The organism is Janthinobacterium sp. TB1-E2, assembly GCF_036885605.1.
Taxonomy (GTDB): Bacteria; Pseudomonadota; Gammaproteobacteria; order Burkholderiales; family Burkholderiaceae_D; genus Janthinobacterium; species Janthinobacterium aestuarii.
Map to the genome: position 1 here is coordinate 5,205,062 of NZ_CP142523.1, position 17,325 is coordinate 5,222,386.

The following is a 17,325-nucleotide window of genomic DNA, read 5'->3' on the forward strand; positions in this document are numbered from 1 at the left end:
GATATCATTTGCTCATGGCCCTCGCCTGCCCAACAAAATAAAATTATTTTCACCCTAAAGTTTCCAAAAAGCATGTCGTCTAGCGCGCGGCCTGCGACAAACTGAAGGGCTAAAAATTAAAATTTAAAGCACTTTTCGCCATAAATTTTCCCGCAGAGCAACCGTTACCCTAAACAACAGCGGCTTGATTGTCCCGGAACAGCGGGGCAGGCCAAAGTGACTAGCACATAGCGCAATGTAGTACCTGTCTGGAGAATTAACATGGCTGCAGTAATTAACACCAACATCGCTTCCCTGAACTCGCAACGCAACCTGGGCTCCTCGCAAGCATCCCTGAGCACCTCGCTGCAACGCTTGTCCTCTGGCTTGCGCATCAACAGCGCCAAGGATGATGCTGCTGGTCTGGCGATTTCCGACCGTATGACGTCGCAAATCCGCGGCATGACCCAAGCAACCCGCAATGCAAACGACGGCGTCTCGCTGGCCCAAACGGCCGAAGGTGCACTGTCGAGCTCGGGCGACATCCTGCAACGTATCCGCGAACTGGCCGTACAGTCGTCGAACTCGACCAACTCGTCGAGCGACCGCCAGGCGCTGCAAACCGAGGTGACGCAGCTGAACTCGGAACTGAACCGTATCGCCACGACCACCTCGTTCAACGGCCAGGCACTGCTCGATGGCACCATGGGTACGGCCAACTTCCAGGTCGGCGCCGATGCGAACCAGCTGATTTCCGCCAACGGCGCGAACTTCCTGACGAACACATATGGCAACAACCGCGTTGAAAACAACGCTGTTGCAGCCAAACTGACCACGACCAACGTCGTTGCAGCCAAAGATGTCACCGTCAACGGCAAGCTGGGTACCGACAAGTACACCACCGTTGCAGGCGACACCGCCAAGTCGATCGCTGCCGCATTGAATGCCAAAACGGCAAGCACCGGCGTCACCGCCACGGCAAAAACCGAAGCCAACCTGGGCTTGGGTGCGGAATCGTACTCGTTCAAATTGAACGGCGATAATTCTGCACCTGCTGATGCCGTGACTGTTTCGTTCACCGTCACCGGCGCCGCCAACCAGGCGGCCGACTTTGCCGCCGGCATCAACGCGATCAATGCACAAACCGCCAAAACGGGCATCACGGCAAGTTTTGACGCCAAAAATCCTGGCATCAAGCTGAGTAATGCCAATGGTGCCGACATCCAGGTGACGAATGGCGCCACGGCTGCTGTCAAGCTGGACGTCAAAACCTACAACTTGGATAACACGTTGTCGGCGGCTGCTGATACCAAAGGTGCAGCTGCAGTTGGTATCGCCAACGGCAGCGTGACGTTCGATTCGGACAGCAGCTTCTCCGTGACCGATGCGGGTTCCGGCCTGGGCCTGGGTGCGGCGGCCGCTGGAACCACGAATGCTGGTTCGCAGCTGAAATCGGTTGCATCGCTGGACGTCACGACGTTTGCGGGCGCGCAATTGGCCCTGAAGATCACCGATGCGGCACTGTCGACGGTCAACAGCCAACGCGCCCAGTACGGTGCTTTGCAATCGCGCTTCTCCTCGGCGATTTCGAACCTGCAATCGACGACGGAAAACCTGTCCGCATCGCGCAGCCGCATCGTCGATACCGACTTCGCAGCAGAAACGGCCAGCCTGACCCGCGGCCAGATCCTGCAACAAGCTGGTACCGCCATGCTGGCGCAAGCAAACTCGCTGCCTAACGGCGTGCTGAGCCTGCTGCGCGGCTAATCTTCGATTAGTCTCGTCACATCGCCAGACCCAGGTTCCCCTGCCGGATTTTTTCGGCAGGGGAATTTTCACTAGGAGAGCACCATGACTATAGACACGATATCAGCCGCCTCGGCCAGCCGGATCGAGAAGAGTTACACTCCGGCAGACATCGCGCCGGCACGTGCCGCGGCATCTCGCAGCACCACTGACGCCGTGACAACGCAGCAAAATGAGCAGGAACCCAGCCGCGCCCAATTGGACCAGGCGGTATCGGAACTGAACCAGTCGTCACAAATCAAGACCCAGGGCCTGGAATTTTCCGTCGATGAGGACAGCCAGCGCACAGTCGTCATGGTGATCGACCAGGAAACCAAGGAAGTCTTGCGGCAGATCCCGACCAAGGAAGCCCTGGCGCTGGCCAAGGCCTTTGAGTCAGCCAAAGGCGCGCTCATCAGCCAAAGCGCCTGACGGATGCCATGCAAAACCGTCCGCGCTGCCATGTTTCGCCATGCATCAGCACGACACCGGGGTCCGCCAGCCAGCCTGCCGGCCCCCGTATTCTTATTACCACAAGAGCAACCCTTTACGCACACCAGGCCGCTTTTTTCCCCGAAATGAAAACAGCGCGGTAAATCCCCCTCTCAAGTCCTGATTGATTCTGCCGATAACAGCTTATATTAGTGTTTTCCTAGGAGCATGCAGTGGCCATCACACCAACCTTATCCTCTCCGGGCATCGGCAATAGCATGCTGGACGTCAATGCCATCATCGAGAAGCTGATGACGGCTGAGTCGGCGCCGCTGAATCTCTACGACAAGAAAACGGCTTCCTACCAGGCCAAGCTCAGCGCCCTGGGTACACTGGGCGGTTCGATCAGCACCTTCCAGAGCTCGCTGTCGTCACTGACCAACTCGAACAATTTTCGCGCCGTCAGCGCCACGCCATCGGATCCGCTGGTGCTGTCCGCCAGCGCTGGCGCCAAGGCCGTGGCCGGCACTTACAATATCAATGTCTCGCAGCTGGCGCAGGCGCAGACCCTGACGTCAGGTGGCATGGCCAGCAAGCTGTCGACCATCGGCCTGGGCGCCAAGACGACGATTTCCTTCCAGCTCGGCTCGGCAAGCGGCGGCACCTTTGGCACCAAAGGCACGGCCCTGAGCGGCAGCACACTGCTGAACGGCGTGAGCAACGGTTCGCTGAGCCTCAACGGCACGGCCATCCCGACGGACGCCAGCACGAAAAGCGCACGCGCGCTGGCCGATGCCATCAATGCCAAGAGCAGCACCACGGGCGTCACGGCAACGGCCCAGCCAGCAAGCAGTGATGCCGCCATGTTCGGCACGTATGGCAATGTCGCCACCAGCGGCGCGGGCAGCAGCTATTCCCTGTCCGTTGGCGGCATTGAAATCGTCTCGCAAGGCGAGAACGTGGCCGCCGGCGCCGGTATCACCGCCGCCAGCCTCGATGCGAAGCTGGAAGGGCCGAATGCCGTCTCGAATGCGCTGGCCGCGGCCAATATCACGGTCACGGGCAAGGCTGCCGATGGCACCTTGCAATTTACGCGCGCCGATGGCTCCAACATCAATATTGAAGAGGTCGTCACGGGTGGCGTCAGCGGTGGCATCGGCAAGGCAGCGGGCGCAAGCAACGATGGCTCGAATGTGACAATTGCCAGCGCCATCACCCTGACATCGGGCAATGCCAGCCCCATCATCATCGCTGGCAGCAATCCGGCCGCCGCCGGCCTGACGGCGGGCACCGTCGGCAGCTACATGGGTGCCGGTTTTACCCAGGATGCGACGCAGGCAACGGGGTCGGTCGTCATTGATTCGACAAACAATACCTTGCAAGGCATACGCGACGCCATCAACAACGCCGGCCTGGGCGTCACGGCCAGCATCGTTTCCGACGGCACGGATAAACCGTTCCACCTGGTACTCAGCTCAAGCAAGACGGGCGCCAATTCGGCCATGAAAATCTCGCTGAGCGGCAGTGACGGCCAGCCTGCGGACAGTGCCCTGGAATCCTTGCTGGCCTACGACGTTGGCGGCGCGCAGAATCTGAAGCAGAACAGCGCGGCACAGAACACCATGTTCAGTGTTAACGGCATTCCCATCACCAGCAGCTCGAACAGCGTCGATACGGCAATCGAAGGCATTACCCTGAACATCGCCAAGGTCGGCAGCAGCAGCCTGTCCGTTGCCAAAGATACCACCACCGTCAAGACCAGCATCAACTCCTTCGTCAAGGCATACAACGAACTGAACACGGCGATCGGTAAAATGACGGCGTACAATCCCGACACCAAGACTGGCGGCGTGCTGCTGGGCGACTCGACCGTGCAATCGATCCAGAGCCAGCTGCGCCGACAGCTGGGCGCGCCGATCACCGGCTTGAACAGCACTATGAGTACCCTCAGCCAGGTGGGTATTTCTTTCCAGAAAGACGGCAGCCTGGCGCTGGATTCCAGCAAACTCGACAAGGCCATCAGTGCCAATTTCAGCGATATCGCTGGCCTGTTCTCGGCCATCGGCAAGACCAGCGACAGCAACGTCTCCTTTACCAGCTCGACGGCGGCAACCAAGCCCGGCACGTATGAACTGAGCATCACCACCATGGCCAGCCAGGGTTCGCTCACCTCGACCGGCGTGCTGGGCGCCAGCACGACCATCGCCAGCGATACCACCTGGAACGTGACCCTGAACGATACGGATCCTTCATCCGCCAAGAACACGGCCCAGGTGACGATACCGGCCGGCACCTACACACCGGCCCAGCTGGCGGCGCTGGTGCAATCGTCGATCAATGGCGTGAAAGCCTTCTCGGACAATGGCGCCACCGTGTCCGCTTCGATCGATGGCACGGGCAAGCTGGTGCTGGCCTCGAGCCGCTATGGTTCCGTGTCGAACCTGGCCCTGAGCAACGGCACGGGAACCACCATTGAAACCTTGTTTGGCACGGCCAAGCCCGTCAAGGGCGCCGACGTGGCTGGCACCCTGGGCGGACAACCGGTCATCGGCTCCGGTCAGACGCTGACGGGCGCGCCCGGTTCATCGTCGGAAGGCTTGAAAATCGAGGTAACTGGCGGCACGATCGGCCCGCGCGGCACCGTCAGCTTCTCGCAAGGCTATGCCTACCAGCTGAACAATCTGGCCACCTCCTTCCTGGGGACGGACGGCATGATCACCGGCCGCACGAATGGCATCAACGAAACCCTGAAATCGGTGGCGGCGCAGCGCGACAAGTTCAGCGAAAAACTGACCGCCATCGAAGCGCGCTATCGCGCCCAGTTCTCGCGCCTCGACGTGTCGCTGAGTGCCATGCAGACTACGCAGACCTATCTGACCCAGCAGCTGGCCGCCATCGCCGCCAACCGTTAAGCGCTATCATCAGGAGAATTACATGTTTGGAACCCAACAACGCGGCGTCAACGCCTATGCCAAGGTCGGCCTGGAGACGGGCATCGTCTCGGCCTCGCCGCACAAGCTGATCGTGATGCTGTACGACGGCGCCCTGGTGGCAGTGCTCAGCGCGCAGATGCACATGAAATCGGGCAATGTGCCGGAAAAAGGCAAGTCCATCTCGAAAGCCATCCAGATCATCGACAATGGCTTGCGCGCCAGCCTGGACAAGGACGCTGGCGGCCAGATCGCCGAAGGCCTCGACGCCCTGTACGAATACATGAGCGCGCGCCTGCTGATGGCCAACCTGAAAAACGACATCAGCCTGTTGGAAGAAGTGCAGCGCCTGCTGACCGACCTGCGCGAAACCTGGAACGCCATCGGCGCCACGCCGGCCGCCATTCCCGGCGCCGATTTGAAACGTATGCCCAGCCTTGCGAGCGCCTGACCCATGATGACGAATCAAGAAGTATTGACCACCTACGAAGCCATGCAGACCCTGACGGGCCGGATGGTGACCGCCGCCAGCAATGCCGACTGGGACGAGCTCGAAGCGCTGGAACAGCAAGTGAGCGCGCATGTGGCCGCGCTGAAGGCGAATGAAGAAAAAGTCGTGCTGGAAAGCGCCGGCCGCCAGCGCAAGGTCGCCCTGATCAAGCAGATCCTCGAAGACGACCGCAAGATCCGCGATTTGACCATGCCGTGGATGGCCCACTTGTCCAAGCTGATCAACAGCACCGGCACCGAGCGGCGCCTGGCCAACGCCTACGGCGTCTAAACGCCCACGGGGCAAGGTCAGCTATCATGTTGCCGAAGATGGATGCGATCGGCATGACGCCCCTGACCCCGGTCAAGGCCACGCGGACGGCCGACAGCGTCGCCGACCCGCGCCAGGCCGAGTTCCAGCGCTCGCTGCAGGGACTGATCGGCAAATCCATGCAGGGACAGGTGCTGGCCCGCATGGGCGACGGCAGCTTCCTCGTGCGCGTGGCCGGCACGCCGGCCCGCATGCAGCTGCCCGCCGGCGCCCAGCCGGGCACGGAAATCCCGCTGACCCTGATCGGCATCAATCCCCGCCCCTCTTTTCAAATCGGCAATAACCGCGACCAGCCCGCCAGCGCCCTGCTGACATATGCGGACGCGGAAGCCGAGCCCGAGGCAGCCGACCTGCGCGGCCCCCAGGCCGGTGCCGCCCAGGCGGGCACGCGCGCCAGCAGCACGGCCGCCACCCTGCTCAGCCGTGCACCCCTGACACCCGCCAATCTGCTGCCCGCCCTGGCCGGCGACACGCCCGCGCCAGAGCTGAGCACCACCGCGCGCGCCATCAGCACGGTGCTCAGCCAGGCCGAAAGCGTGCCCGGCGCGCCCCTGTCGCTGGTCGGCAAGACGCCGCTGATGGCCACGCCCGGCGCCGCTCCGGCCCAGGTGGCCCAGAACCTGCGCGATGCCGTCGGCAGCAGCGGCCTGTTCTATGAATCGCACGTGGCCGAATGGGCCGAAGGCAAGCGGCCGCTGGCCTCGCTGCTGCTGGAGCCGCAAATGCAGAAGGCGGCACAGGGCGACATGGCCAGAACGGGCACCGACCTCGCTTCGGCGCAACTGATCAATTTGCAGCTGCATACGCACGAACAGGCGCGCGTGCAGTGGCAGGGCGAAGCCTGGCCCGGCCAGAAGATGCAGTGGGATATCAGCAAGGATGCGCCGGAAGGGCAGCAGCACGAAGGACGCGATGGCGACGAGGAAGCGACGGCCTGGCGCAGCAATGTGCGCTTCCAGTTCCCCCTTCTGGGCGACCTGGCCGCGCATGTGGTCCTGCAGGGCGGCCGCGTATCCATCCAGTTGCAGGCGGGCAGCGAAGGCAGCGCCGACACCTTGCGCCAGCATGCGGCGCGGCTGGAAGCGTCGCTGGACGCGGCCGGCTGGCCATTATCGTCGTTGACGATCGCCGGCAAGCCGGAGGCGGCTGGAGAAAACGATGCTTGACGACAGCAGACGCAAGGTGCCGCAGACGGCCGTCGCGCTGGCCTACCAGAGCGGCACGCCGGCGCCCAAGGTGGTGGCAAAGGGCAGCGGCCTGATCGCGGACCAGATCATCAGCACGGCGCGCGAACACGGCGTGTTCGTGCATGAATCGAAGGAATTGGTGGCGCTGCTGATGGATGTCGACCTGGACCGCCAGATTCCGCCCGGCCTGTATCGGGCGATTGCGGAACTGCTGGCCTGGTTATATCATATTGAATCTGCGAATGGCGGGCCGATCCCGCCGCCGCCCGACACCAGCGTCAACCTCACCGATACATAGACAGGCATCAATGCAAGCACATATTATGGATTCCGGCCTCGAAAACTGGCATGATTTTGAAGTGGAATCGCGGCGGGAAATCATTGCCTTGCTGCGCGGCATCAGCGAAAAAAACCAGCTGATCCGCATGCTGATCCACGGTGAATCCGATGTGTGCGTCACGTCCATCCTGGAAGTCGATGCCGACCACAATACCGTCATCCTCGACCGTTCCGTGAACGCCGACCAGAACCGGCGCATGCTGGCCGCCACGGGCATTTCATTTGAAACCTCGCTCGACAAGATCCGCATCCTGTTTGCCAGCGCCCAGGTGGAAGAGTGCAATTACGGCGGCACGCCCGCCTTGAAAATTGCCATTCCAGAAACACTGATCCGTTTGCAGCGGCGCGAGTACTACCGCATGACGACGCCCGTGAGCAATCCCGTGCGCGTCTCGATTCCCCTGCCGCCCTCGCTCGGTGGCGCCGATACCCTGTTCCCGCTGGCCGACATCAGCTGCGGCGGCATCGCCATCCTCGACAATAAACTGATGCTGGGCGAAACGATCGGCAGGGACTATCCCGGTTGCCGCATCGACTTGCCCGACGTCGGCATCGTCACCGCGACTTTGCAAATTCGCAATTCGCTGGACATGACCCTGCTGAACAACAAACTGAACCGCCGCCTCGGCTGCCAGTTCGTCGACCTGCCGCGCAGCATGCTGGCGCACGTGCAGCGCTATATCACGCGTCTTGAACGCGAGCGCAACGCCCGCATGGCTGGGTTAGGTTAACACCTTACAAACCTACTGCGCGTCGCCATTTGCGGCCTGCGATGCTCACTGTACTAGAGTACAGTTCCGCTTCTCGGCCACAACTGGCTTCCGCTCGCTACGGTTTGTAAGGCGTTCGTGACGTACCAATACACTTGTCTGTATCAAACCTGCATATTCATGATCTCATGATATGCCGAGACTAACTTATTGCGCACCTGCACCGTCGCCTGGAATTCGATGCTCGACTTTTGCATCGCTACCATCACGTCCGACAGGCTGACCTTTTCGTCGCCCATGGTAAAGCGCTGGCCCAGCGCCGACGAAGCCTTTTGCGCGCCGCTCACGGAGTCGAGCGCGCTCTTGAAGGCATCGGCAAAATTCACCTTCGCCGCCGGCATCTCGGTCTGGATCGCCGGTATTTTCGCCTCCGGCCGCGTGGCCGCCGACTTCAGTTGCGCGATCATCGCCTCGATCCTGCTGCTATCGATACCGCCTGTTTTCACTTTGCCTCCCGATTCTGGTCTGCTTCATATCTGTTCCATGCCTGTTGCACCCAGAGAACAAAACCCTGGCTTGCAAGGCAACGACGGGTACAATAACTTCCGTCACATGTTGCCAGGGTTCCACAATACCAGCGCCAACGCCAGCCGCTCGGCCGAGCAGGCGGCAAAAGCGCCTTCTATTTGGACGATTGAAGCGCGTGACAGTGGCGGATAATTCTGCATATCGCCCCCTCCTCCAGTGGAAGCGGCCCCCACTCATTAGCAAACATACGCGCCCCGGAAGGCAATCATGGCTGTAGCCGAAGAAATCGATGTGAACCGCATACCGCCGGAACCGGCGCCTGCCCGCTCGCCCGTGGAGTCCGTGCAAGCGTTCGCCAAGACGCCGATGGGCAAGAATTTCCTGCGCGGCCTGGGCGTGGCGGCACTGATCGCCATCGGCGTGGCACTGTACATGTGGAACCAGCCGCCTGAATACAAAGTCCTGTTCTCCAATTACACGGACCGCGACGGCGGCGCCATCACCGCTTCGCTGGACCAGCTGGGCATCAAGCACAAGTTTTCCGAAGGCGGCGGCGCCATTCTCGTGCCATCCGAACAAGTCCACGACGCGCGCCTGAAACTGGCCGCGCAAGGCTTGCCGAAGGGCGGCAACGTGGGCTTCGAGCTGATGGAAAACCAGAAGCTGGGTGTGTCGCAATTCCTGGAACAGGTCAATTTCCAGCGCGCGCTGGAAGGCGAACTGGCGAAATCGATCGAATCCGTCTCCGCCGTCGACACGGCGCGTGTCCACCTGGCCCTGCCGAAACCGTCCGTCTTCGTGCGCGAACAGCAAAAACCGACGGCTTCCGTGCTGCTGAACCTGCATCCGGGCCGCGGCCTCGATCAGCTGCAGGTGAGCGCCATCGTCCACCTGGTGGCGTCCAGCGTACCGGAATTGCTGCCGATCAATGTCACCGTGGTCGACCAGGCCGGCACCTTGCTGTCGAACCAGGAAAAGGATAAGGACCGCGCCAACGGCATCAAGAGCCTGGACCCGAACCAGCTGAAGTACGTGCAGCAGTTGCAGCAAAGCGTGATCAAGCAGGTCGAATCGATCTTGCTGCCCATCGTCGGCGAAGGCAATGTGCGCGCCGAAGCGACGGCCGATGTCGATTTCTCGCAAAGCGAGCAGGCGGCCGAAACCTACAAGCCGAATTCGCCGCCGGAAGCGTCCACCATCCGCAGCCAGCAAACGAGCGAGTCGACGGGCGCCGGCAATGCCAACCCATCCGGCGTGCCGGGTGCGCTGTCGAACCAGCCGCCTGGCGTGGCGACGGCGCCATTGACGGCCGAGGCGCCGGGCGCTCCGGGCGGCGCGCCGACGGCGCCGACACAGAAGGAATCGACGACGAATTATGAAGTCGACAAGACCGTGCGCTACGAGCAGAAGTCCATGGGCGGCCTGCGCCGCCTGTCGGTGGCCGTCGTCGTCAACTATCGCCGTACTTTCGACAAGGATGGCAAGGTCACGGTCAAGCCGATTTCCCCTGCCGAAATGGTCCAGATCAATAATCTGGTCAAGGAAGCGATGGGCTATAACAAGGAGCGCGGCGACAGCTTCAGCGTGGCCAACTCGCCGTTCGACGGCATCGACCGTGCGCCGGAAGGCAAGCTCGAGTGGTGGCGCGACCCGGCCAACTTGCCGCTGGCCAAGGAATTGGCGAAATTCCTCATCACGGCCCTGATCCTGCTGTATATCTTCATCAAGATCGTGCGCCCGATGCTGCGCCCCGTGATGCGCAAGATCGACGATTTCGGCGCACCGCCGCCCGTCATCGAGCCGGAACTGGAGAAGATGGACGAAGAAAACGAAGTCCTGCTCAGCGAAGCGGAACTGGAAGAACTGGAAGAAGACACTGCCCGCGGTTATCGCGAAAACCTGGCGATGGCCAGAAAACTGGCGCAGGAAGACCCGCGCGTGGTGGCCAACGTGATCAAAGCATGGATAGGCAATAATGACTGAGACAACGGGACTGCAAAAAGCATCGATCCTGATGCTGGCACTGGGCGAAAGCGAAGCGGCCGAAGTGATGAAATTCCTCGGCCCGCGCGAAGTGCTGAAACTGGGCGCCGCCATGGCCACCATGAAGGGTATCGCGCACGAGCAGGTGGTCGAGGTGCTCGGCGACTTCCGCGCGCAGACGGAACTCAATTCCACGGTCGGCCTCGATTCGGACGAATATATCCGCCAGGTGCTGACCAAGGCGCTGGGCGACGACAAGGCGTCCGTGCTGCTGTCGCGCATCCTGGGCGGCAAGGATGCGTCCGGCATCGAATCGCTGAAATGGATGGATTCGCAATCTGTGTCCGAGCTGATCCGCAACGAGCACCCGCAGATCATCGCCACCATCCTCGTCCACCTGGAGCGCGACCAGGCTTGCGAAATCCTCGGCCACTTCACGGACCGTTTGCGCAACGACGTGGTGCTGCGCATCGCCACCCTGGACGGCGTGCAGCCGGCCGCCTTGCGCGAACTTAACGACGTGCTGACGAAACTGCTGTCGGGTAACGAAAATATCAAGAAATCGTCGCTGGGCGGCGTGCGCGCGGCAGCCGAGATCCTGAACTTCATGAGCGGCGAGCAAGAAGGCTCCGTCATGGACAACATCAAGAACTACGACAACGACATGGCGCAAAAGATCATGGACGAAATGTTCGTGTTCGACAACGTGATCGACATCGACGACCGCGGCATCCAGTTGCTGTTGCGCGAAGTGCAGTCGGAAATGCTGATCATCGCCCTGAAAGGCGCCTCGCAAGAGCTGCGCGACAAGATCTTCAAGAACATGTCGCAGCGCGCCGGCGAGATGATGCGCGAAGACCTCGAGTCGAAAGGCCCCGTGCGCCTGTCGGAAGTGGAATCGCAGCAGAAACAGATCCTGCAGATCGTGCGCCGCCTGGCGGACGAAGGGCAGATTGTCCTAGGCGGAAAAGGCGAGGATTCGTTTGTCTAATTTGATTCCCAAAGAGCAGCAAACCGCCTACCAGCGCTGGGAAATGACCTCGTTTGGCGACGAGCGTCCCAGCGTGGTGGCGGCGCGCAAGCTGCTGGAACCTGATCCGGAACCGGAACTTGATCCGTTTGCCGAACTGCACGAGGAAGAGCTGGCCCCGCCGCTCGAATACCCGACACAGGAAGAGCTCGACGCCATCCGCGAGGAAGCGCGCGCCACGGCCTTCGAGGAAGGCCGCGCGGCCGGCTATGCGGAAGGCCATGCGGCCGGACATGCCGATGGCCATGCCGAATCGTATGCGCAAGGCAAGGCGGCGTCTAGCGTGGAACTGGCGCACCTGCAAACCATCGCCGTCGACTTCGGCACGGCCGTGCACCAGGCAGACGAACTGATCGCCAACGACGTGATGGAACTGGCGCTGCAGCTGGCCAAGGGTATGCTCAAGACGGCCTTGCCCGTGCGCCCCGAGCTGATGCTGCCGATCGTGCGCGAAGCCATCGAATACTTGCCAGTGCTGCAACAACCGGCCTTGCTGATGCTCAACCCGGAAGACGCGCAAGTGGTGCGCGACGGCATCGGCGATGAGCTCGACAAGGGCGGCTGGCGTGTCATCGAAGACCCCAGCGTGGAACGCGGCGGTTGCAAGATCGACACGGCCAGCAACCAGATCGACGCGCAGGCGTCTACCCGCTGGCACCGCCTGACGCATGCGCTGGGCAAAGACCTGGACTGGCTGGCGCCGTGAGCGAGCCCGTCAAAGGCCCCACTGCCCATGCGGCGCGCTGGCGCGCCTACCTGAGCGACTGTTCGGCCGTCGTCGGCTTTGTCGAACCGATGCAAATTTCAGGCCGGGTCACGCGCGTGGCCGGTCTCGTGATGGAAGCCGTGGGCTTGCGCCTGGCCGTCGGCGCCGCCTGTACCGTGCCGCTGCCAAATGGCGGCCGGGTCGAGGCGGAAGTGGTGGGCTTTGAAGGCGAGCGCCTGTTTCTGATGCCGCAAAGCGACGTCGAGGGCATCGTGCCCGGCACGCGCGTGTTTTCCGTCGAACCGGCCATCCCCCGCCCCGGCAGCGTGGCGCACCCGCGCCGCCGCCCCAGCGACCGCGCGCGCCACTTGCCCGTGGGGCCGCAACTGCTGGGCCGCGTGCTCGACGGCGCTGGCCGCCCGCTCGACCAGCTCGGTCCCCTGCACACGGTCGACAGCGCCCCCATCAATGTACGTCCCGCCAATCCGCTGGGCCGCGCGCCCATCGTCGACACATTGGACGTGGGCGTGCGCTCGATCAACGCCATGCTGACTGTGGGCCGTGGCCAGCGCATGGGCCTGTTCGCCGGTTCCGGCGTCGGTAAAAGCGTGCTGCTGGGCATGATGGCCCGCTACACGGAAGCGGACGTGATCGTCGTCGGCCTGATCGGCGAACGGGGCCGCGAGGTGAAGGAATTCATCGAGCAAATCCTGGGCGCCGAAGGCCTGGCCCGCTCCGTCGTCGTGGCCGCGCCGGCCGACACGCCGCCGCTGATGCGCCTGCAAGGGGCCGCATATGCGACGGCCATTGCCGAGTATTTCCGCGACCAGGGGCAGAACGTGCTGTTGATCATGGATTCGCTGACCCGCTACGCCATGGCGCAGCGCGAAATCGCCCTGGCCATCGGCGAACCGCCCGCCACCAAGGGCTATCCGCCGTCCGTCTTCGCCAAGCTGCCCGTGCTGGTGGAGCGGGCCGGCAATGGCGAGGAAGGCGGCGGCTCGATCACGGCCTTCTACACCGTGCTGACCGAAGGCGACGACCAGCAGGATCCGATCGCCGACTCGGCGCGCGCCATCCTGGACGGCCATATCGTGCTGAACCGCCGCCTGGCCGAGGCGGGCCATTATCCGGCCATCGACATCGAACAATCGATTTCGCGCGCGGCCCACTCGATCACCACGCACGAGCACCAGCAGCAGGCGCGCAAGCTGAAACAGCTGTATTCGCGCTATGAGCGCAGCCGCGACCTGATCAGCGTGGGCGCCTACAGCGCCGGCACCGACCCCGTGCTGGACCAGGCCATCGCCCTGCATGAAAAGATCGAGGCGTTTTTGCAACAGCAAATCACGGAGCGGGTCAGCATGGACGAGAGCTTGGGGCAACTTACCGCTCTATTCGACTGATTAGGACTTGCATAGCGGGAATATAATCAGCCATGGCTTCTCCTTCCCAACTTGCAACCCTGATCGACCTTGCCCAGCGCGAAACGGACGACTGCGCCAAGCGCCTGGGCGCGGCCCTGAAGGCGCTCGACGATTGCCGCCAGAAGCTCGACATGCTGTCCGGCTACCGCGACGACTATGCCAAGCGCTTCGAGGCGAGCATGAGCAGCGGCATCACGCCGATGGCTTACCGCAATTTCCAGGCTTTCATGGGCAAGCTCGACAGCGCCATCATGGGCCAGCAGCAAGTGGTCGAGCATGCGCAAGCGCGCAGCGACAATGAAAAGATGCGCTGGCAGCTGGCCGAACGCAAGCGCATGTCGTACACCACCCTGAACAACCGGGTGCAGGAACAGGCGCTGAAGCTGGAAAACAAGCGCGACCAGAAAGCAATGGATGAGCACGCGGCGCGACAAGCCTATTACAAACGCTAAGCAACACTAAGGCAGCATCATGCAAACCCAGCCAACCCCGATTTCCCAGATTATCTCGCCGAACGCCACGCCGGGTGCCGCCAACCGCAGCCAGCCGTCCACCAGCGGCACGGCGGGCGACTTCCAGCGCACCCTGAACCGCCAGATCGAGCAACGCCAGGCCAGCCGAAATATGGCGCAAACGCAAGCGGCAGCACCGGCGGCGCGTCCTGCCAGCCCCGCCGCCACGCCAGCGCCCGCCAATGAAGCGAAGCCGGCGCAAGCGGGCACAGAACAGGCCGCCAGCAGCGAACAACCGCCAGCACAGTCCACCGAAGCGGCGGCCCCCCCCGCCACCGACAGCACCGTCGCCGAGGCCAACGTTCCCGCCGAAACAGCGCCGCCAGCCGATCCGGCCGCCGCGATGCTGGCCCTCGTGGGCAACATCCAGCTGGCCATCCAGCCGCCAGCGGCCAAGGCCATGCCGGAACTGCCCGCGCGTTCCAGCGTCAAGGCTGACGGCAAAGGCCTGGCAACGGGGCCATTGCTGGCAGCCGGCCAGGGCAGCGGCAAGGCCGCCGCCACTGTCATTGCGCAAGCGGACAGCGGCGACTTTGCCGACAGCCTGGGCCAGGCCCAGGGCAAGGCGGCCGCCACACCAGGCACCGGCGTGCCGGCAGGCAAGGCCGAACCGGGCAAGCTGGCCATCGACGCCCAGCTGGCAGCCACCGCCAAGGCGGGCGCCGCCGTGGCCGAACCGATCCTCAAGGAAACACCAGCCGAGCTGGGCCGCCTGGCGGCCCAGTTACAGCCAAGCGCGCTGCAGCAGGCTGCCGCCGCCTTGGCCGTGCCGGCCGACAAGCTGACGGGCCGGGTCGGCTCGCCAGCCTGGGACCAGCAACTGGGGCAGAAAGTCGTGTGGATGGCGGCCGGTGGCGATCAGAGCGCCACCCTGACCCTGAATCCGCCCGATCTGGGTCCCGTGCAAGTGGTCTTGACGGTGACCAATGACCAGGCCGATGCCGCCTTCATGTCGGCCCAGCCGGAAGTACGCCAGGCGCTGGAAGCGGCCATGCCGCGCCTGCGCGAAATGATGAGCGAAGCGGGCATCGCCTTCGGCAGCGCCACCGTCTCGGCCGGCACGCCGGAACAGCAAAACAATGGCGAACGCGCCGCCTCGGGCGAACGCCGTGGCAATGGCCAGGGCGGCGGCACTTCCGGTGGCGAGATCGCCATCGCGCCGGCGACGGGCGGGCGCAGCCGGGCCAGCCTGAGTGCCGTGGATACCTTTGCCTGAGGACAATTCGTCGTCCGCAGGCCACAGGCGCCCCCCACGGCATAACTTTTCGTATAAAAACAGCGAGTTGAGGGCGCTTCCGCCCTCTTTTCACTGCATCCTTCTGCGCAGAATTTGCCGATAATGACATAATGGCGTCGTGATCCACTTCCATGCACCCGAGTACCATTGAAAGCAAATCCAAAAATGAAAGCAGATCCGAAAGCAGATGCAGGCCTGGCTCCCGCCGGCGCCTCGAAAAAGAAGCTTCTGATCATTGTGCTGGCCTCGGTGCTGGTGGCCGGCGGCATCGGTGGCGGTGCCGCCTGGTACTTCCTGCATGGCAAGGCCGATAAAGAAGAATCGGCACCGAGCAAGAAAAAACATGCCGCTTCCAAGGCAGGTCCACCCGTATTCGTGCCCGTCGATGCGTTCACCGTCAACTTGCAGCCGGAAAATGGCGAGCAATACCTGCAGATCGCGTTTACCCTGCAAGTGGGCAGCCCGGAAGAAATGGATTCCATCAAGCTGAACATGCCGAAAGTGCGCAGCCGCTTGCTGTTGCTGCTGTCGGGCAAGAAGGCGTCCGAACTCAATACCGTGGAAGGCAAGCAGCAGCTGGCGGCCGAAATCATCAATCAGGTGAACCAGCCGTTCGAGGACAAAGGGCCGGAGCAGGACGTGACGGACGTATTATTTACCGCATTCATCATTCAATAAGCAGCCATGGCCGATAATTTCCTCTCCCAGGAAGAAGTCGATGCCCTTCTGAAGGGCGTCAACGGAGACCAGGACGACGCGCAGGCGCCGGAAGATGTCACGGGAGTTCGTACCTACAACCTGGCAACCCAGGAGCGCATCGTGCGCGGCCGGATGCCAACGTTGGAAATTATCAACGAGCGTTTCGCCCGGCTGCTGCGCGTGGGCCTGTTCAACTTCCTGCGCCGCAGCGCCGAAGTGTCGGTCGGTTCCGTGCGCGTCTCGAAATACAGCGAGTTCATCCGCAACCTGGTGGTGCCGACCAATCTGAACCTGGTGCACATGAAGCCGCTGCGCGGCACGGCCCTGATGGTGTTCGACCCGGGACTCGTCTTCCTGCTGGTCGACAACCTGTTCGGTGGCGACGGGCGCTTCCATACGCGCGTCGAAGGACGCGACTTTACGCAGACGGAGCAGCGCATCATCCTGCGCATCCTCGACATCGTCTTTGAAGCCTATACCAAGTCGTGGGAGCCGGTCTTCCCCGTCGAGTTCGAATATATCCGTTCGGAAATGAACACGCAGTTCGCCAACATCGCCACGCCGAACGAGGTGGTGGTGGCTTCCACGTTTACGGTGGAACTGGGCTCCGTTTCCGGACAAATCCATTTCTGCATGCCGTATTCGATGATCGAGCCGATCCGCGATTCGCTGACCTCGAGCCTGCAGGGCGAGGCGCTGGAAGTGGACAAGCGCTGGATCCGCCTGATGACGCAGCAGATCCAGATCGCCGAAGTCGAGCTGGTGGCCTCGCTGGGCACGGCGCGCGTCTCGTTCGATGAAATCCTGAACATGAAGGTGGGCGACATCATCCCCCTGAATATTCCGGAACTGATCGCCGCCACCGTCGACGGCGTGCCCGTGATGGATTGCACGTACGGCGTGCTGAACGGACAATATGCATTGAAGGTGGAGAAACTCCTCGCTAATGCCGATAACATGAACAACCACTAAACACCTGACCAAACCTGCTGCGCGTCGCGCTTTGTGCGGCCTGCGATGC

Annotated in this window: 17 protein-coding genes; 16 read left to right on the forward strand and 1 reads right to left on the reverse strand. The window is 62.3% G+C overall.

The genetic code is table 11. The features are described 5' to 3' along the window. The first annotated feature begins 261 nt into the window (after window positions 1-261). The 8 genes from OPV09_RS23400 to OPV09_RS23435 all read left to right on the forward strand — a co-directional run bounded on the left by OPV09_RS23400 (window position 262) and on the right by OPV09_RS23435 (window position 8,203). Window positions 262-1,746 (forward strand): flagellin, encoded by a 1,485-nt coding sequence (locus OPV09_RS23400; protein ID WP_072455362.1) that lies wholly within the window; start codon window positions 262-264, stop codon window positions 1,744-1,746. A gap of 84 nt (window positions 1,747-1,830) precedes the next feature. Continuing rightward, entirely contained in the window at window positions 1,831-2,196 is a 366-nt protein-coding gene (locus tag OPV09_RS23405) for a flagellar protein FlaG (RefSeq protein WP_070303638.1), read from the forward strand. Window positions 2,197-2,429: 233 nt separating this feature from the next. Continuing rightward, window positions 2,430-5,108, forward strand: a complete 2,679-nt coding sequence (fliD, locus tag OPV09_RS23410; protein WP_252867337.1) for a flagellar filament capping protein FliD — start codon at window positions 2,430-2,432, stop codon at window positions 5,106-5,108. A 22-nt stretch (window positions 5,109-5,130) separates the two neighbouring features. After that, window positions 5,131-5,577, forward strand: a complete 447-nt coding sequence (gene fliS / locus OPV09_RS23415; protein ID WP_034754008.1) for a flagellar export chaperone FliS — start codon at window positions 5,131-5,133, stop codon at window positions 5,575-5,577. Window positions 5,578-5,580: 3 nt separating this feature from the next. Then, a complete protein-coding gene (locus OPV09_RS23420) occupies window positions 5,581-5,907 on the forward strand; it encodes a flagellar protein FliT (RefSeq protein WP_070303636.1) in 327 nt (108 codons plus the stop codon). A 26-nt stretch (window positions 5,908-5,933) separates the two neighbouring features. After that, window positions 5,934-7,112 carry a flagellar hook-length control protein FliK gene (locus OPV09_RS23425; RefSeq protein WP_338679502.1) on the forward strand — a complete coding sequence of 393 codons (1,179 nt, stop codon included), beginning with the start codon at window positions 5,934-5,936 and terminating at the stop codon, window positions 7,110-7,112. After that, window positions 7,105-7,431 carry an EscU/YscU/HrcU family type III secretion system export apparatus switch protein gene (locus OPV09_RS23430; RefSeq protein ID WP_034754014.1) on the forward strand — a complete coding sequence of 109 codons (327 nt, stop codon included), beginning with the start codon at window positions 7,105-7,107 and terminating at the stop codon, window positions 7,429-7,431. The genes OPV09_RS23425 and OPV09_RS23430 overlap by 8 nt, the downstream gene beginning before the upstream one ends. Window positions 7,432-7,456: 25 nt before the next feature. Beyond that, entirely contained in the window at window positions 7,457-8,203 is a 747-nt protein-coding gene (locus OPV09_RS23435) for a flagellar brake protein (protein ID WP_080698661.1), read from the forward strand. A gap of 143 nt (window positions 8,204-8,346) precedes the next feature. Here the strand turns inward: OPV09_RS23435 and fliE are convergent, their stop codons facing one another. After that, window positions 8,347-8,649: a flagellar hook-basal body complex protein FliE gene (gene fliE / locus OPV09_RS23440; RefSeq protein ID WP_254798560.1), complete on the reverse strand. Its 303-nt coding sequence runs from the start codon at window positions 8,647-8,649 to the stop codon at window positions 8,347-8,349. A gap of 328 nt (window positions 8,650-8,977) precedes the next feature. On the opposite strand from fliE, the gene fliF reads away from it, so the two are divergent. The 8 genes from fliF to fliM all read left to right on the forward strand — a co-directional run bounded on the left by fliF (window position 8,978) and on the right by fliM (window position 17,276). Further along, entirely contained in the window at window positions 8,978-10,693 is a 1,716-nt protein-coding gene (fliF, locus tag OPV09_RS23445) for a flagellar basal-body MS-ring/collar protein FliF (protein WP_338679503.1), read from the forward strand. After that, window positions 10,686-11,684 carry a flagellar motor switch protein FliG gene (fliG, locus tag OPV09_RS23450; protein ID WP_034754023.1) on the forward strand — a complete coding sequence of 333 codons (999 nt, stop codon included), beginning with the start codon at window positions 10,686-10,688 and terminating at the stop codon, window positions 11,682-11,684. The genes fliF and fliG overlap by 8 nt, the downstream gene beginning before the upstream one ends. Window positions 11,685-11,727: 43 nt before the next feature. Further along, window positions 11,728-12,429 carry a flagellar assembly protein FliH gene (locus OPV09_RS23455; RefSeq protein WP_139092333.1) on the forward strand — a complete coding sequence of 234 codons (702 nt, stop codon included), beginning with the start codon at window positions 11,728-11,730 and terminating at the stop codon, window positions 12,427-12,429. Between the two features lie 89 nt (window positions 12,430-12,518). Then, the gene (fliI, locus tag OPV09_RS23460) at window positions 12,519-13,835 is read left to right on the forward strand and encodes a flagellar protein export ATPase FliI (RefSeq protein ID WP_235194273.1); all 1,317 of its coding nucleotides are present in this window, start codon (window positions 12,519-12,521) and stop codon (window positions 13,833-13,835) included. Window positions 13,836-13,867: 32 nt separating this feature from the next. Further along, window positions 13,868-14,308: a flagellar export protein FliJ gene (gene fliJ, locus OPV09_RS23465; protein ID WP_338679505.1), complete on the forward strand. Its 441-nt coding sequence runs from the start codon at window positions 13,868-13,870 to the stop codon at window positions 14,306-14,308. 19 nt (window positions 14,309-14,327) lie between these two features. Beyond that, window positions 14,328-15,584 (forward strand): flagellar hook-length control protein FliK, encoded by a 1,257-nt coding sequence (locus OPV09_RS23470; protein ID WP_338679506.1) that lies wholly within the window; start codon window positions 14,328-14,330, stop codon window positions 15,582-15,584. 186 nt (window positions 15,585-15,770) lie between these two features. Beyond that, window positions 15,771-16,283, forward strand: a complete 513-nt coding sequence (gene fliL, locus OPV09_RS23475) for a flagellar basal body-associated protein FliL (protein WP_034754032.1) — start codon at window positions 15,771-15,773, stop codon at window positions 16,281-16,283. A gap of 6 nt (window positions 16,284-16,289) precedes the next feature. Then, on the forward strand, window positions 16,290-17,276 hold the full coding sequence (gene fliM, locus OPV09_RS23480) for a flagellar motor switch protein FliM (protein ID WP_034754035.1): 987 nt from the start codon (window positions 16,290-16,292) through the stop codon (window positions 17,274-17,276). Window positions 17,277-17,325: the final 49 nt, after the last annotated feature.

What these genes read in the sequence shown, in the direction of transcription:
- OPV09_RS23400 (WP_072455362.1), top strand. Translation starts at nt 262, where the DNA reads ATGGCTGCAGTAATTAACACCAACATCGCTTCCCTGAACTCGCAACGC.
- OPV09_RS23405 (WP_070303638.1), top strand. Translation starts at nt 1,831, where the DNA reads ATGACTATAGACACGATATCAGCCGCCTCGGCCAGCCGGATCGAGAAG.
- fliS (WP_034754008.1), top strand. Translation starts at nt 5,131, where the DNA reads ATGTTTGGAACCCAACAACGCGGCGTCAACGCCTATGCCAAGGTCGGC.
- OPV09_RS23420 (WP_070303636.1), top strand. Translation starts at nt 5,581, where the DNA reads ATGATGACGAATCAAGAAGTATTGACCACCTACGAAGCCATGCAGACC.
- OPV09_RS23425 (WP_338679502.1), top strand. Translation starts at nt 5,934, where the DNA reads ATGTTGCCGAAGATGGATGCGATCGGCATGACGCCCCTGACCCCGGTC.
- OPV09_RS23430 (WP_034754014.1), top strand. Translation starts at nt 7,105, where the DNA reads ATGCTTGACGACAGCAGACGCAAGGTGCCGCAGACGGCCGTCGCGCTG.
- OPV09_RS23435 (WP_080698661.1), top strand. Translation starts at nt 7,457, where the DNA reads ATGGATTCCGGCCTCGAAAACTGGCATGATTTTGAAGTGGAATCGCGG.
- fliE (WP_254798560.1), bottom strand. Translation starts at nt 8,649, where the DNA reads ATGATCGCGCAACTGAAGTCGGCGGCCACGCGGCCGGAGGCGAAAATA.
- fliF (WP_338679503.1), top strand. Translation starts at nt 8,978, where the DNA reads ATGGCTGTAGCCGAAGAAATCGATGTGAACCGCATACCGCCGGAACCG.
- fliG (WP_034754023.1), top strand. Translation starts at nt 10,686, where the DNA reads ATGACTGAGACAACGGGACTGCAAAAAGCATCGATCCTGATGCTGGCA.
- OPV09_RS23455 (WP_139092333.1), top strand. Translation starts at nt 11,728, where the DNA reads ATGACCTCGTTTGGCGACGAGCGTCCCAGCGTGGTGGCGGCGCGCAAG.
- fliI (WP_235194273.1), top strand. Translation starts at nt 12,519, where the DNA reads ATGCAAATTTCAGGCCGGGTCACGCGCGTGGCCGGTCTCGTGATGGAA.
- fliJ (WP_338679505.1), top strand. Translation starts at nt 13,868, where the DNA reads ATGGCTTCTCCTTCCCAACTTGCAACCCTGATCGACCTTGCCCAGCGC.
- OPV09_RS23470 (WP_338679506.1), top strand. Translation starts at nt 14,328, where the DNA reads ATGCAAACCCAGCCAACCCCGATTTCCCAGATTATCTCGCCGAACGCC.
- fliL (WP_034754032.1), top strand. Translation starts at nt 15,771, where the DNA reads ATGAAAGCAGATCCGAAAGCAGATGCAGGCCTGGCTCCCGCCGGCGCC.
- fliM (WP_034754035.1), top strand. Translation starts at nt 16,290, where the DNA reads ATGGCCGATAATTTCCTCTCCCAGGAAGAAGTCGATGCCCTTCTGAAG.